The sequence below is a fragment of the Dellaglioa kimchii genome, from assembly GCF_046115505.1.
GTDB lineage: Bacteria > Bacillota > Bacilli > Lactobacillales > Lactobacillaceae > Dellaglioa > Dellaglioa kimchii.
Map to the genome: position 1 here is coordinate 38,591 of NZ_CP170736.1, position 14,600 is coordinate 53,190.

The following is a 14,600-nucleotide window of genomic DNA, read 5'->3' on the forward strand; positions in this document are numbered from 1 at the left end:
CCTACATATACTAAAACATATTAAAGATAAAATTTCTGCATAAGTCAATAAGAGAACAGCATATATAGATTGTTAAAATAATGATAAAGACTAAAGGAATAAATAAAACTGATTGAAGATATTGGGTTAAATTTAAAGAATTCCAAAGATATTCTCTTATTAATCCATTATCATGAATTAGATAAACTCCGAAAGAAGTAGCAGACATAGTATTAATAATTTTTAAGGTGAACGGTTTCTTTTGCTTAAAAAAATTAAAAATATAGACAGCAAAAATCATGGCAACAAAACTTTGGGGAGTAGTAAATAAAATTGCTTCTTTACCATTAAGACCTATAATTTTAGAGCTAATAATTTCGAATAATAAAATTGAAAAAGTTACGGCTAAAACGGAAAATAATGCAATTATATTCATTTTACTGAGAATAATGGTTGGTAAATCAAATCTTTGAAAAAAGGCGCCATACGAATAAGCTAAAAGTGCAATAATAGTTATGTTAATTGCCGAATTATGAATAAAAAAAGTAGGAACAAATAAAAATACTACAGAGCTAAGTAATAATAACTTAAGGAATGACTCTTTAGATAACGAATTTAAAAAATTATTTATAAATGGTAAGAATAGTAAAATAATAATATAAACAGTAGCAAACCAGTATAATCCAGAAAATACTGGGAAAAGACTAAATATTAGAAAATGCATTGAGACATGCTGATGTAAAAGGAGAAATAAACATAAAATAGTTAAGGAATAAAATAAAACTTGTAGCCAAATTTTTTTTATTTTTGTTGTTTGAGATTTGTGAGACTGAATCATATAGTAACCTGTTATCATAAAATAAATATTTACCCCAATTTTACCAAGAGAAGAAAGTACTTCAATTGTAAACTTATTTACAGAAAATCCTGGATCAAAAGTCCAAGTGGAATGGATAGCTAAGTGGTGTGCAACAATCATTACCATACTGATGATTCTAAGCAATTCAATGTTAGAGTTACGTTCTTTGTTCAATTTATATTTTCCTTTCAAATTGTCATGTCTTAAATATACTCTATTGTATCTGTAATGCGCAAGATTAAAATTTTGAGATATATTGCTAGTATTTGATAAAATTTTAAGCAATCTTCTGATTAGTAAAATTTCTATATGAGAGCATGCTTTGATAACAAATTTTTACTTTTAATTTTGGAAAATATAATAAGTTTTAATTCAGACCGATATAAAAAACGTTTATGACTTTCTTTAATATTTTTTTGTGGATAATATTTATGAGGCACTTCATACTATTTCGATTTCTTATGATGATTTTCAAAGTTCTTTCAGAGGGTAATGATAGTTTTAATAGAAAATGAATCATTAGAAGTCACTCTTTTTTATTTTCACCCAATTTAATGCTAACATAGTGCCAAGGAGATGATTCAAATGACAATACCATTAGGATTAAAAGCGGGAACGGACCCAATTCAACTTCATGATCGGTTACAACATAATCCAGATATTTTTGAATTCTATCTAAATGAATTTGATGTTTCTGGAGATGGATTAAAACGATTATCAGATGAGATTGATGAGGTGAAGGCAACTACGAAGAAGATTGTCATGCATCATCCAATGAAGATTGGGGAACAATCCGTTGAATTAGCCGTTTCCGAAACAGCTGATCCTAGGTTATATCGTTTCGTTAGAGAAAGTACTGAGACATTGATTCAGCTCGCAAAAGATAAATCAATTCAAACCCTCATTCATGGTTCATATAATCGACAAACACCAACGATTATAGCTGAGTATCCTAATTTTGAGGTTGCGGAATCAGCGTTATTTAATCGGATGGATTATTATCAAAAATATGGACAAAATAACGTCATGTTTGAAAATTCGATTTCTGACTTATTTTATTATGGGTCTGAAGAGATGGATGAATTTATTCTTCAAAAAGGGTATCGCTTAGCATTTGATACATCACATGCCTTTATTAAACAAGCAGGTAGTAATGCTGACTTACAAGCAAGTTTGAAACGGTTAATGCCAAATATCGTCCATTATCACTTAGTCGATTCAATGGGTGAATTTCATGATAGCTTACCTTTAGGAAAAGGTAAGATTGATTGGAAGTTATCTTATCCTTTGCTTAATCCAAATGCAACGGCTATTTACGAAATTGATTTAGAAAATCAAAATGATTGTCGCGAAATGTTGGAAAGTCATGAATATCTACAAAATTTAATAGAAAAATAACCATTGGTTTTGAAATTTCAAAATCAATGGTTATTTTTTTCGGTTATCAAACCAGTAGAGTAAACACCCTAGTACTAACACGATAACGCCGAATAAGATGATTTTCCAATTAAAACTTAACAGTAAGTAAAGTGAGACAATTAATGCAAGGCTTGGAATAATTGGACCACCTGGTAATTTGAAACCTTTTGGTAAATTTGGATCATTATTGAATTTAAATGTTGCTAAAATTGTTGGTACATATTGGACAAACGATGCAAAGACAATGCATGATACTAAGAATAAATAACTACCGCTAAGTAGCAGGAGGATGCTTGTGATAGATGTCACAATGATTGCGATAACCGGTGTATTGTGTTTACTTTGCTTACCGATTATTTTTGGTAAAAGCTGATGTTCATTTGCTAGCGATGCAGCCACAATAGGTGTATTGAATGATACTGAGATGGCAACCCCAAGAATAGAGATCAACATCCCAATGATAATGATCATATAACCCCACTGACCAAAGATACTTTTGAATGCCGCAGCAATTGGTAATGAGTACGATCCTAAGTTAGGGCCAAGGATACCCACGGCAACCGTTTGAAGTAAAACATATAATAAAGTCACCGTTGCAATGACGCTTAATAGTGCTTTCGGAATATTCTTTTCCGGATTATCCATTTTAGCAGCAGCAATCGGTAAAAATGAAAAGCCAGTATACATATAAAAAATGACACCAAATGCTGTATTAAATTTCGTAAATAACTGAGTGTTACTGTGAATATCAGTCGGAATCATGGGCGTAAAATGAGCATCCTTAATGAAGAAAGCACCGACAATAATAAAGAGTAACATGATAAATACTTTAGCTGCAGAAGACAGATTGTCTGCGAAATCTAGAATAGCTGTTCCAAAATAATTAATGATGCCTAGAATAATGACTAAGGCAATTGCTGAAACATCATAAATAAGCGTTTGTTGTAATGCTGGAAAAAGTATTTTTAAGACAGTTAGTAACGCAGCAATTTCGGCTGACAAAGTCACTACGCCTAATATCCAAGTAAATATACCAACTTGAAAACCAGTAAATTTACCGAATGCATTATAGGCATATAACCAAGCCGCACCATCTTCCGAAAATTTACTTGCTAGTGTTGCGTAACAGAGCACAATCATGGTGACTGCTAATGCTGCAGCGATAATTGTAAAGATACTGAGTGGTCCAATATCATTATAAATTTTACCAGATAATAAGAAAATCCCCGATCCAATAATACCGTTAATTCCTAACAAGAAAACCGTGAAAAACGTCATTTTTTTATCTTCTATTTTATTCATTACAATCCCCCTAAAATTTAGAATAGCCAATATGATATTAAAAGGCAATTGATAGGTGCTATGAGGGTACAAAAAAAGCCAACAATTAAGTTGGCTTTTACGGTTAAACTAAATCATTTGTGTAAATAGGTGTTTCAATGGTTTCAACAAATTGTGCTGAGATAGGGGTTACGAACATTTTTTCGTTATCACGATGGAATAAATCAGAACCTGTAATGTCATCCATGGCTTTCTTAACGGTTGCTGGATCTAAATCTGTATTAACGTAACGTAATTTCATATGGCGCGTTTTACCTGCTTCATTTTTAAATGCTAAATCTAATTGTTTCATATAATTTCCTCCTTAGTTTTGATTAAGCTAAAAGACTTGATTCTGTGCGGATGGTCATTTTAACGGTGTTATCACCAGTTAATGAAGCAACAGTAGCGCCGAGCTGTGCAATAGCTTCGTTAGAGGCATTTTCAGTAATGTTGGCGAATGAACGTTTACGTTCAGAACCGTCAGAACTTAATCCCTCGACGATAACGTTTGTTTTTACCCAAGTTTTACTCATATGTGTTCTCCTTTGTGTGTCTATATTTGATAAGTGCCGCGACGCCTTACATAGATAATAAAGAATCGGCTAACCATTTTGTAAAGTAAATATCGATATTTATTCTTGATTCATTTGAGCAATGACTAGAAGTGCTTTCCGACCGACGCTATTACGCCAGTTATACGCTGTTTGACGGCTAACATGATGACTGGCAGCAATTTCTGTAACTGTTTTGTGTCTGATATAACAATCGACTAGATAATGTTGTTCTGCATTTGAACAGAGATCATAGAGTGATTTAAAAAGGTGTTCTGTAAATAATTTTTCAGCAATAGTATCTTGGGTTTGAAGGGTTAAATCAATGATGGAATCGGTTGGATTAGATGAATCATCCTTATTAGGTTCTAAATGCGTTTGTTGATTGGATTGTCGATTAATTAAATCAAGAAGTCGCCAGTAAACTCGTTGGTAGGCGTAAACCATGAAAGTTTGTTCATTATCTTCAATAGTTTTAGGATATTGGTCATATGCAGCGCTGAAGGCTAATCGTGCTTCTTGTACGAAATCATCATATGAAGCATGCGATTGATTAATCGACATTCTTTTTAGAACACCGAAGATAAGTTTTTCACGGTCATTTTCCAATAGAAAAGCTAAACCTGGATTTATTTGATTTGACATAATAGTAGAGTAGCCCCGTTTCTTTTAAGATCCCTTGGCCAAGGTTCCTAATTAGAATACGAGGTTACGCTAGTTTAAAATAGACGACGAAATGAGCGTATTTATGTGTTTTTGATGAGCATTTAGGAATTAAAGGTAGACTATTAATTTTCTTAAGATAAACTTAACAATTAGACTTAAGTTCACACAAGATTAGTTACAATTAAATCTGTAACATAGGATAAGTTGTTAAATGAAAGTAAGAAAAGGAGTAGGCTATTGAACTTGGAGAATGAATTAGAACGGGATTTTAAAGAAATTATAGATTATCCAGAAACACGTTTATTGACTGTTGGGTCTCAGTATTGGCGAAACTTGTTGGAGAATCATCCAATAATTGATGTTACAGATGATCATTTTTTTACAGAACATGGCATTGTAACGGATAACTATCAAGTGAACATGGAGACAACTTTGTATATTCATCATATAACGCACAGACGGGATGATTTGCGGTCCATTATTTTTGATAAACATAAAGGCATTTTATTATGTAAATACACAACAACAAACTTTGTGAATCGTTTGATTAATGAAAAAATTCTAACTTTTGTGGCAATGCGTGCGATTGGTTCATTAGTTGAAAAGAAACAAGCGTTACCTTACACATGTGGTATGTATCAACTTTTTCCAGATAGTGGACCATCAAAAAGGGATGCCTCATGGACGGCAGGACACCATCTTGCTAATATTTCTGATGTAGAAAATGGAACTGATTTATTTTTCAACAATGGATTAAGAATCAGAGTTCAAAGCAAGTATTCACAATTTCTTAAGCAATTAAATTTAGCCCATGTTTTTACAGATATTCAAGTTTCTTTGGCCAGTAAAATAGCTGCTGAACTTGGTTTTGAAAATCCAACACCTCAATTTAGATATCACGATGCTATCTTATCTTTAGTTCAGAACAGACGTGATACCTATGTGGATAAAATAGATTTTATTAAAGAAGTTAAGCATTTATTAGCCATCTACACGTTGAAAGGGTATTCTGTTGAATCACCTGACGACTCAATTATCAAAAAAACGTGTAGTTGGGCGCATACTAATAGAGGCATTATGCGTTACTAATTGTAATCATAATGTAACGGAAAAAGACGTTATTAGACATGCAAATTTGATATAATTAAAACTGATAATTTCGGAAAAATAGGGGGAAATATGAAAAATAAAAAGTTGTTAACAAAGTTAGTTACGGTAACATTTGTTGCTATTACGGGATTTAGCTCAATAAACTTACCAATTGGGAATCAAAGTAAAAATGAATCAACAGTTACGGCAGCCACAACGGCCCAAACAAAGGACCTCATTGAAAAGAACGGACCAACAATTCAAGCAGTAGCAAAAGATAAAAACTTATATCCGTCAGTGATGCTATCACAGATGATTCTTGAATCTTCTTGGGGTCAAAGTACGTTGGCAAAAAAGGCTAATAATTTTTTTGGTATGAAAGGTGCCTACAAGGGACAATCGTATTCAGTTAAATCATTAGAATATAATAGCAAAGGGAAAGCTTATTATGCGGTGTCTAAATTTAAAAAATACCCAAATGCTAAAGCATCTATTCAAGACTATGCCAACCATCTACGTAACGGTGTAAGTTGGGATGCTAAGTATTACTCAGGTACATGGCGTGAAAAAGCTAGTACTTATCAAAAAGCAACAGCATCATTGAGTTTAAAATACTCGACAAGTAGTGCCTACGGTAAAAAATTAAATAACTTAATTTCTAGATATAATTTAGCTAGTTTAGATAATACCGTTAAAGTCGCTTATAATGGCGCAGCCGGTTCTGAAACAGTCAAAGTAGCTAATACTGGTTACCGTCTTTACAATCATGTTAAAGGAACAGCAGGTAGTCGTGATAAAGGTGCGGCTGCTAAGTTGACAGGTAAAACAGTCTATGCAGATATGCGTGGCGTAAAAGAAGGTAGTACAACCTGGTATCGAGTAAGAGTTAAAGGCACATCAACGAAGTATTGGATCTATAAACAAGCATTAACATTAAGAAAAACAAGTTATTCTACAGTAAAAAATACAGGTAATTTTAATAATAAATCATATCAGTTACATAATCATGTTTATAATTCAGATTATTTATCTAAAAAGACGGGTCAGTCAAAAACACATAAGAATAAAACTTATACAATTAATAAAAAAGCGATTATTACTGATTATAATGGGTCTAAATCAACGATGTACCGAGTCAAAATTGGATCTACAAATCACTGGGTCTATAAGAGCGCCATTAATAAACATTAATTTATTAGGTTGTCGAACTAATATTGCTAAGGGGTAGCAATAAAAAAATAGGAGAGTTATTGAAAATGCAGAAAAAAATAGTAATGGGTTTTACCATTGTTTTGGGGATTGTAGCGGCTGGATTAATGAATCAATCAGTTTCGGCTTCATCAAAGGTAAATAATTATATACATTCTCAACATATTGCACCAAATGAGATTACAAGTGCTATCTGGGGTGGTTTTCCAACCGATGATATGGCTTATCGTCAAGGTAAACCAGAAGGTGTTGTTGTTCATGAAACAGCTAACCCATCATCTACCATATATGGTGAGATGGCTTTTATGAAAGCCAATTATGGTAATGCATTTGTCCACAGTTTTGTTGACGATCATAATATCATTAATATTGCAAAAACGAACGTCATGTCATGGGGTTCTGGTCCTAAAGGTAACCAACGTTTTGTGCAATTTGAAGAAACGCGTGTTCATAGCAAGTCGGCATTTGCACGAGAAGTCAATAATGCCGCCTACTATACTGCCTATATTTTACGTCAATATGGATTGAAACCAAGTTTAGCAACTGCTAGCAATCATGGAGCGGGCGCAACAATTTGGGCACATGCAGATGTCAGTAAGTATTTAGGTGCAACAGATCATGGTGATCCAGTTGGTTACTATAGCGAATCTGGTAGTCGATGGTTCAACGATTCATATTCAATGACAGACTTATATGATTTAATCCAAGAATATTACACACAATTGGGTGTGAAAGTCGCATATCACAGTGCAGCTGGATCAGAGACTGTTCAGATGAATAATACCAGTTACCGTCTTTACAATCATGTTAAAGGAACAGTCGGCGCAGTCGATAAAGGTTCAAGCAGCAAGTTAAGCGGTAAAACATTGTATGCAGATATGCGTGGTGTTAAAAATGGTAGCACTACTTGGTATCGTGTCCGTGTTAAAGGGACATCCACAAAATATTGGATTTATAGCGACGCCTTGAAATTAAGAAAAGTAAGTTACTCACCAATGAATGTTTCAGCTAAATTTAATGGTAAGTCATATCAGTTACATGATCATGTATACAATTCAGATTATCTATCTAAAAAGACAGGTGATTCGGCCAATTATAAAGATAGAACATATACAATTAATCAAAAAGCCGTTATAACTGATTATAATGGGGCTAAATCAACGATGTACCGTATTAAAATTGGTTCAACCAATCATTGGGTTTATACAGGAGCAGTCAATAAGGATGCACTAGTTAATTTAGAAATGCATAGTGCATCTGGTTCAGAAACTGCAAAAGTTAATAGTAATAAATATATGCTATACAATTCAGTTAAGAATTCGACTGATAATACGGTTAATTATGGTTCTTCAACACAATTAACTGGGCAAACAGTGAAATTATTAGCTCGAGCAGAAAATAGAAGCCAAGGAACAACTTGGTATCAAATTAAATCAGGATCAAATAAATATTGGGTTTATTCAAAGGCCTTAACATTTAATCAATCAATTACTTATAAGGCACTTAAACAGACTGCAACTGTAAGTACGACAAGCACTTACTACTTGCATAATCATGTTTATAATTCAGCATATTTATCAGTAACAACAGGAAGGGCAAGTGATGCTACAATTAGAGGTAAAGCAGTTAATGTAGATTGCATGGCTACAATTAAAGAAAATGGTAAAGAAGATTCATATATGTACCGTTTTACAGTTATTGAAACAGGAAAGACCTATTGGGCTTATGGTAGCGTCTTAGTTGGTCGAACGAATAGTTAAAGCAAAAAAAGAAGCCATAAATTGGCTTCTTTTTTTGCTTTATTTTCCTGAAGAACGGCGTGATAATTTAACGACGGCTTCAACTTTCGATGTTTGTGGGAACATATCAACGGGTTGAATATAATCAACGCGGTATGATTTTGTTAACAATTCTAAATCTTTTGCGAGTGTCGATGGATTACATGATACATAAACAAATTTCTTAGGACGACTCTTATTGATGGCTTCAATTAATTGATCATCTAAACCTGTACGTGGTGGATCAACAACTAAGGCATCAGGTACGAAACCTTCTTCTAACCATTTAGGTAAGATATCTTCAGCTTTACCAACTTCATATGTGGTATTTTCTTGATGTGATAGAACAGCATTTTCTCGTGCATCTTCAATCGCTTCAGGTGTTGTATCCATACCGCGAACTTCTTTAGCACCATGGGCAACATAAAGGCCAACGGTACCAACACCACAGTAAGCATCAACTAATGATTCATTTTTATCTAAGTTAAGAGCTTTGTTGATTTCATCGTATAAAACGCCAGTTTGAACTGGGTTTAATTGGAAGAAAGCACGTGCTGATAATTTAAATTTCATTTTACCAAGACGTTCCATGATGAAGTCTTGGCCAGCGATATTAATGGTTTCGTCACCCCAAACAAGTGATGTTTCACCTTTGTTGATGTTTTGCATGACAGAAGTAACCATAGGTAATTCTTCTAAGATATGCATAACTAGTTCGCGTTTCTTAGGTAATTTTGCCGAGTTTGTGATGAAGGTTAATTGAACCTCACCGGTATCAAAAGATTCACGAACAACAAGCGTTTTAATAATACCTGATTTAGCTTCTTCATTGTAAATAGGAATTTCGAGTTCTTCTAATAACGCAACAACGTGACGAATAACAAGCATTGTTGTAGGGCGTTGCGTACTGAATTCTTTTAAGTCTACTAAATCATGACTCTTTGGTTTGTAAAGTCCAGCGATAACGTGACCATCTTTTTCGCGAACTTGGAATTGCGCTTTATTACGGTATTCATATGGATTTTGCATGCCGATAGTTTCTTTTAAATCATAGTGTTCATAACCACGTGGTTTATATCTTTCTAAAGATTGTACGATAACATCTTTTTTGAAAGCTAATTGGCCTTTGTAGTTTAAATGTTCTAATTCAATTCCGCCGACTTCGCTGTATGTTGCGTCTTTTGGTTCAACGCGAACAGGACTTTGTTTACGAATTTTATGAATTTTAGCGTTGATATAAGAATCTGCAACACTAGTGACTTCTGCTACAACGACCTCGTCTGGAAGAGCACCAGGTACGAATGTAATCTTACGTTTGTAATAGCCGATTCCTTCACCATTAATACCTAGGCGTTTAATAGTTAAAGGGAAACGTGAACCGGCTTCAATTTCTGATCCAAATTCTTGATTGTCTGACATATTTTTATAAACTCCTTATTGCTTTTTTCTTATTATAACACAGGAATATTGGCATTTTGGCAGTTCAAAGATATAATAATAAGATAAGCATTTAAAGGAGTCTATATGACAAAAAAAATTACAAAAATAACCACACAAAAACGTGCTGGACGATATAATGTCTTTCTGGATGAAAAGTATGCTTTTCCAATTGGAGAAGAAGTTCTTATTTCATTTCATCTTGCTAAAGGGATGGAATTGGATGAAGCTTTAATTAAACAAATTGCTGATGCAGATGATCGTTCAAAAGCGTATTCAAAAGCGTTGAACTATTTATCAACGCAAATGCGAACCGTAAAAGAGATTAAGGATTATTTGAAGAAACATGAAATTACGGAAGACGCGATTGAAGAAACAATCGAAAAGTTATATGAATTTAGATTAGTAAATGACCTTGAATATGCTAAAAGTTACGTTAGAACAATGATGCACACGTCGGATAAAGGACCAACAGTCATTCGCCAGAAGCTACGATTAAAAGGTGTTGCAGCTGAAAGTATTGATGAAGCTTTAGAGGAATTTCCAGTTGATGACCAATTAGAAAATGGGATTAAAGTCGCCGAAAAATTAGTTAAGCATTACCACGATCAATCGTTTAATAATCTAAAGAACAAGGTTCGTCAGGCATTAATGACTAAAGGCTTTAAGTCTGATGACATTTCACAAATAATGGATGCCTTAGAACTTGAAATTGATTCCGAAGCCGAATGGGATGCACTTGTTAAACAAGGGGATAAAGTCTGGAAACGGCAACGTCGCTTGGAAGGTAGTCAGCGCGCCATGAAAGTTAAACAGGGGCTATTTCAAAAAGGGTTTCAGTTTGATGATATTAATGAATATATTGAGCTGAAAGAACAAGATGAGGCGCTTGAATGATAATGTGGGATGACGCAAAAATCACAGCTTTTCAAGAGACATTGTTAACTTGGTATGATAGTGAAAAAAGGAATCTTCCTTGGCGTAGAGACCATGAACCCTACCATATTTGGGTATCAGAAATTATGCTCCAACAAACACAAGTAAATACAGTCATACCTTATTATGAACGATTTATGGAATGGTTTCCGAGTGTTGAAAATTTTGCTAATGCGCCAGAAGAACGTATTTTAAAAGCATGGGAAGGGCTCGGTTACTATTCAAGAGTTCGAAATATGCAAAAAGCAGCAAAACAAGTTGTTCAAGATTATGCTGGGCAATGGCCGCAAACAGCTAAGGAACTGCAAAATTTAGTTGGAATTGGGCCATATACTGCCGGAGCAATCGCAAGTATTGCTTTTAACGAAGTTGTTCCTGCCGTTGATGGTAATGCTTTTCGTGTATTTTCACGCTTATTTGAGATAGAAGATGATATTGCGAAACCACAGACCCGACTTATTTTTGAAAAAGTTATTCAACAAGTTATTTCTAAAGAAAGACCTGGGGACTTTAACCAAGCTGTTATGGACTTGGGTTCAAGTTACATGAGTGCTAAGAATCCAGATTCTGAACATTCTCCTGTTAAGTCGTTTAATCAAGCTTATTTAGATGGTAAAGAACTTGATTTTCCGGTGAAATCAAAGAAGCCGCGTCCGGTTGAAATGCCCTATATTGCTTTGATAATTGAAACAGAAAAAGGGTATTTATTTGAGAAACGTTCTAGTAAAGGGATGCTCGCAAATTTATTAGCGTTTCCTTTAATTAAGTTTGAAGAACTGGAAGACAAACCAGGAGACGTGTTATTAACGGATGATTTAGTTATAAAATTAGGCCAATGGAGCCAAGATAATTTGAACCATAAGTTGATTTTTTCAGCATTAGAAGGTTCCGTCGTAAAACATACCTTTACCCATCAAAAATGGTTAATTGAATTATTTACCGTGAAAAGTAAATCGTTTGACTTAAGTTATTTTCCTGGCGAATTCATACTTGAAAAAGATTTTGACCAGATTGCAGTTCCTAAAGTACAACAAAAAATTTGGGACAAATATATCAGTCTTTCTTCAAATAAATTTTAGTAAAATAGTTCTTTTTTTGGTATAATATTCATGCAATCGATGTAAAATGCACTACGTGTTTAGAAAGTGGGTTTTGGTAGAGATGAGTAATCAGTCAAAGGAGCCTAAAGAAGGCGACTTCATTACCATAAAGAGTTATAAACACGACGGTAGTTTGCATCGAACATGGCGTGATACGATGGTGTTGAAAACAAGTGAGAACATGATTATTGGGTGTAATGACCATACATTGGTGACCGAAGCAGATGGTCGACGATGGGTGACCAGAGAACCAGCAATTGTCTTTTTTCATAAACACTATTGGTTTAATATCATAGCCATGATACGTGATAACGGCGTTTCTTATTATTGTAATTTGGCTTCACCAGCCACGTTGGATAAGGAAGCTTTGAAATATATAGATTATGATTTAGATGTCAAAGTTTTCCCAGATGGTGAGAAACGGTTATTGGATGTAGATGAATATGCAGAACACGGGAAAAAATGGGAATATTCTGACGATATCGATAAGATATTGAAGTATAACGTCCGAACACTTGTGGACTGGATAGATAACGGGAAAGGGCCATTTTCTAAAGAATATATAGATATCTGGTACAATCGTTACCTCGAACTAGCGGAACGTGAAAATAATAAATAAAAAGGATAATTCTGAATTTTAAGTAGAATTGTCCTTTTTATTTATTTTTTTAGTGAGGCATTTTCTAATAAATTGAGCAGTATGGTAATATATAGATAGTTTAGCAACAGAATAAAAGGATACTAGACGAAATAATATAATTAATGAATGGATGAAAAAATGGCTACTAAAGCGAATATAAAAGATGTTGCAAGTAAGGCGAACGTCTCAATTGCAACTGTATCACGTTTTTTGAATGGCAAAACAGAGCGTATGTCCAAAGAAACAGCATCAAAAGTCCAAAATGTGATTAAAGAATTAAACTACGTCCCTAATGACGCGGCTAGACAAATGATTACAAAAAAAAGCCGGATGATTGCTACAATTGTTTCAGATGTGGATGATTATTTTGCTACAGAAATGTTTAAAGGCATTAGCTCAATTTTAGATGCACAAGGCTATACAGCCGTATTATTTGATTCCGATTCTAATAAAGCCAAAGAACAAGGTGTCCTTAGAATTATTGGTGAAAAATCATTTGATGGACTAATCATGCAACCAATACTTAGAAAAGAAGCCGATTTAAGGGATGCTGTTAGACGAGATATGCCCATCATTATTGTTGATCGAGAACTTTCTGATTCTAGTTTAGCTAATGTGGTTACGAATAACTTTGAAATTAGCCAACAAGTTACAAGATATTATCTGAATCAAGGATTTGATCAAGTGATTATCATTACTGGTGAAGTGACAGGTATTTCAACTAGAGAAGAGCGGTATAACGGAATTAAATCGGTCAGCTCTGATACGATGTTGATTGAAGTTATAGATGGCGATACGAAATTAAATCAAACATATGCTGAACTGAAAAATAGATTAATACGTGATGATAAAAGAACGCTAGTATTTGCGTTGAAGGAACGTTGGTTACTTTACTTACTACCTAAAATTATCGCTGATGGATTCATGGTTAATCAACGGGTAGCAGTAACGGGATTTTCAGATACTGAAGTCATAAAAGCGATTAATTCAGGAACTTCGTTGATTAATCAAAATCCTTTTTTACTAGGTGCTAGCGCAGCAGAATTATTGTTGAATGAATTAAATGGTGAAACAAATATTAAAAATAAAAAAATAATTATACCTGCTGAATTTAAGTAGATATTAATCTGGAAAAGACTTGCTCAATGGCAAGTCTTTTTTTGTCCTTAAAATATAAATTAAAGTTATAAAAAGGCTAGACACCTTACAAGAGTAAACGTTTACCTCGTTTAGAAAGACATGTTTATATTTAAGACTTGCAATTGTGGGATACTGCATATATACTATCCATGTAAACGTTTACCTAACTTGTCAGAAGATAATGAATTGGAGGCGCTAAAAATGGATAAAAGAACTTTTTTAGATGTAGATAAATTTGCGTTGGGCTTTGCTTCTACAACTGTAGAATCTAAGTTTGAGGATGAAAGTATGGTTAAAACCGCTAAAAATTTCCTTGCAGCCTATTTGACGGCATACTATTTAGCAGAAAATTTTAACGCTATTGAACGAGAAAATTTTGATAATAAAAATGCAGAAAAATTCGAGGACATGAATTTTGAGACATTAATGAATAGGGTAAAGAAACTCAATAAATATTAATATTGGAGGAAAAAT

Annotated in this window: 15 protein-coding genes; 9 read left to right on the top strand and 6 right to left on the bottom strand. The window is 33.8% G+C overall.

What is annotated here, in order from left to right; all coding sequences use genetic code 11:
- Positions 1-10: 10 nt before the first annotated feature.
- A complete protein-coding gene (locus ACE83Q_RS00175) occupies positions 11-1,123 on the bottom strand; it encodes an acyltransferase family protein (RefSeq protein ID WP_409022129.1) in 1,113 nt (370 codons plus the stop codon).
- 300 nt (positions 1,124-1,423) lie between these two features.
- Here ACE83Q_RS00175 and ACE83Q_RS00180 point away from each other — a divergent pair, with 300 nt between their 5' ends.
- A complete protein-coding gene (locus ACE83Q_RS00180) occupies positions 1,424-2,236 on the top strand; it encodes a sugar phosphate isomerase/epimerase family protein (RefSeq protein WP_409022130.1) in 813 nt (270 codons plus the stop codon).
- A 30-nt stretch (positions 2,237-2,266) separates the two neighbouring features.
- On the opposite strand, the gene ACE83Q_RS00185 is transcribed toward ACE83Q_RS00180, so the two are convergent.
- The 4 genes from ACE83Q_RS00185 to ACE83Q_RS00200 all read right to left on the bottom strand — a co-directional run bounded on the left by ACE83Q_RS00185 (position 2,267) and on the right by ACE83Q_RS00200 (position 4,776).
- Positions 2,267-3,559: an APC family permease gene (locus ACE83Q_RS00185; protein WP_409022131.1), complete on the bottom strand. Its 1,293-nt coding sequence runs from the start codon at positions 3,557-3,559 to the stop codon at positions 2,267-2,269.
- 103 nt (positions 3,560-3,662) lie between these two features.
- Positions 3,663-3,890 (bottom strand): DUF2922 domain-containing protein, encoded by a 228-nt coding sequence (locus ACE83Q_RS00190; RefSeq protein WP_409022132.1) that lies wholly within the window; start codon positions 3,888-3,890, stop codon positions 3,663-3,665.
- Positions 3,891-3,912: 22 nt separating this feature from the next.
- A complete protein-coding gene (locus ACE83Q_RS00195) occupies positions 3,913-4,113 on the bottom strand; it encodes a hypothetical protein (protein WP_409022133.1) in 201 nt (66 codons plus the stop codon).
- A 99-nt stretch (positions 4,114-4,212) separates the two neighbouring features.
- Complete coding sequence (locus tag ACE83Q_RS00200; RefSeq protein WP_409022134.1) at positions 4,213-4,776, bottom strand: sigma-70 family RNA polymerase sigma factor; 564 nt, start codon at positions 4,774-4,776, stop codon at positions 4,213-4,215.
- Between the two features lie 258 nt (positions 4,777-5,034).
- Between ACE83Q_RS00200 and ACE83Q_RS00205 the strand changes: the two genes are divergently transcribed.
- The 3 genes from ACE83Q_RS00205 to ACE83Q_RS00215 all read left to right on the top strand — a co-directional run bounded on the left by ACE83Q_RS00205 (position 5,035) and on the right by ACE83Q_RS00215 (position 8,855).
- Positions 5,035-5,886, top strand: a complete 852-nt coding sequence (locus ACE83Q_RS00205) for a hypothetical protein (protein WP_409022135.1) — start codon at positions 5,035-5,037, stop codon at positions 5,884-5,886.
- A 90-nt stretch (positions 5,887-5,976) separates the two neighbouring features.
- Positions 5,977-7,077: a glucosaminidase domain-containing protein gene (locus tag ACE83Q_RS00210; protein WP_409022136.1), complete on the top strand. Its 1,101-nt coding sequence runs from the start codon at positions 5,977-5,979 to the stop codon at positions 7,075-7,077.
- Positions 7,078-7,142: 65 nt separating this feature from the next.
- On the top strand, positions 7,143-8,855 hold the full coding sequence (locus ACE83Q_RS00215) for an N-acetylmuramoyl-L-alanine amidase (protein ID WP_409022137.1): 1,713 nt from the start codon (positions 7,143-7,145) through the stop codon (positions 8,853-8,855).
- Between the two features lie 39 nt (positions 8,856-8,894).
- Here the strand turns inward: ACE83Q_RS00215 and rlmD are convergent, their stop codons facing one another.
- On the bottom strand, positions 8,895-10,292 hold the full coding sequence (gene rlmD, locus ACE83Q_RS00220; RefSeq protein ID WP_409022138.1) for a 23S rRNA (uracil(1939)-C(5))-methyltransferase RlmD: 1,398 nt from the start codon (positions 10,290-10,292) through the stop codon (positions 8,895-8,897).
- 105 nt (positions 10,293-10,397) lie between these two features.
- On the opposite strand from rlmD, the gene recX reads away from it, so the two are divergent.
- The 5 genes from recX to ACE83Q_RS00245 all read left to right on the top strand — a co-directional run bounded on the left by recX (position 10,398) and on the right by ACE83Q_RS00245 (position 14,585).
- Positions 10,398-11,207: a recombination regulator RecX gene (recX, locus tag ACE83Q_RS00225; protein ID WP_409022139.1), complete on the top strand. Its 810-nt coding sequence runs from the start codon at positions 10,398-10,400 to the stop codon at positions 11,205-11,207.
- Positions 11,204-12,325: an A/G-specific adenine glycosylase gene (mutY, locus tag ACE83Q_RS00230; RefSeq protein WP_409022140.1), complete on the top strand. Its 1,122-nt coding sequence runs from the start codon at positions 11,204-11,206 to the stop codon at positions 12,323-12,325. The genes recX and mutY overlap by 4 nt, the downstream gene beginning before the upstream one ends.
- Before the next feature lie 82 nt (positions 12,326-12,407).
- A complete protein-coding gene (locus ACE83Q_RS00235; RefSeq protein WP_409022141.1) occupies positions 12,408-12,965 on the top strand; it encodes a DUF402 domain-containing protein in 558 nt (185 codons plus the stop codon).
- A 147-nt stretch (positions 12,966-13,112) separates the two neighbouring features.
- A complete protein-coding gene (locus tag ACE83Q_RS00240; RefSeq protein WP_409022142.1) occupies positions 13,113-14,105 on the top strand; it encodes a LacI family DNA-binding transcriptional regulator in 993 nt (330 codons plus the stop codon).
- Between the two features lie 222 nt (positions 14,106-14,327).
- Positions 14,328-14,585, top strand: a complete 258-nt coding sequence (locus ACE83Q_RS00245) for a hypothetical protein (RefSeq protein ID WP_409022143.1) — start codon at positions 14,328-14,330, stop codon at positions 14,583-14,585.
- The last annotated feature ends 15 nt before the right edge of the window (positions 14,586-14,600 follow it).

Coding starts and splice junctions, on each gene's coding strand:
- ACE83Q_RS00180 (WP_409022130.1), top strand. CDS start 1,424: ATGACAATACCATTAGGATTAAAAGCGGGAACGGACCCAATTCAACTT.
- ACE83Q_RS00185 (WP_409022131.1), bottom strand. CDS start 3,559: ATGAATAAAATAGAAGATAAAAAAATGACGTTTTTCACGGTTTTCTTG.
- ACE83Q_RS00190 (WP_409022132.1), bottom strand. CDS start 3,890: ATGAAACAATTAGATTTAGCATTTAAAAATGAAGCAGGTAAAACGCGC.
- ACE83Q_RS00195 (WP_409022133.1), bottom strand. CDS start 4,113: ATGAGTAAAACTTGGGTAAAAACAAACGTTATCGTCGAGGGATTAAGT.
- ACE83Q_RS00200 (WP_409022134.1), bottom strand. CDS start 4,776: ATGTCAAATCAAATAAATCCAGGTTTAGCTTTTCTATTGGAAAATGAC.
- ACE83Q_RS00210 (WP_409022136.1), top strand. CDS start 5,977: ATGAAAAATAAAAAGTTGTTAACAAAGTTAGTTACGGTAACATTTGTT.
- ACE83Q_RS00215 (WP_409022137.1), top strand. CDS start 7,143: ATGCAGAAAAAAATAGTAATGGGTTTTACCATTGTTTTGGGGATTGTA.
- rlmD (WP_409022138.1), bottom strand. CDS start 10,292: ATGTCAGACAATCAAGAATTTGGATCAGAAATTGAAGCCGGTTCACGT.
- recX (WP_409022139.1), top strand. CDS start 10,398: ATGACAAAAAAAATTACAAAAATAACCACACAAAAACGTGCTGGACGA.
- mutY (WP_409022140.1), top strand. CDS start 11,204: ATGATAATGTGGGATGACGCAAAAATCACAGCTTTTCAAGAGACATTG.
- ACE83Q_RS00235 (WP_409022141.1), top strand. CDS start 12,408: ATGAGTAATCAGTCAAAGGAGCCTAAAGAAGGCGACTTCATTACCATA.
- ACE83Q_RS00240 (WP_409022142.1), top strand. CDS start 13,113: ATGGATGAAAAAATGGCTACTAAAGCGAATATAAAAGATGTTGCAAGT.
- ACE83Q_RS00245 (WP_409022143.1), top strand. CDS start 14,328: ATGGATAAAAGAACTTTTTTAGATGTAGATAAATTTGCGTTGGGCTTT.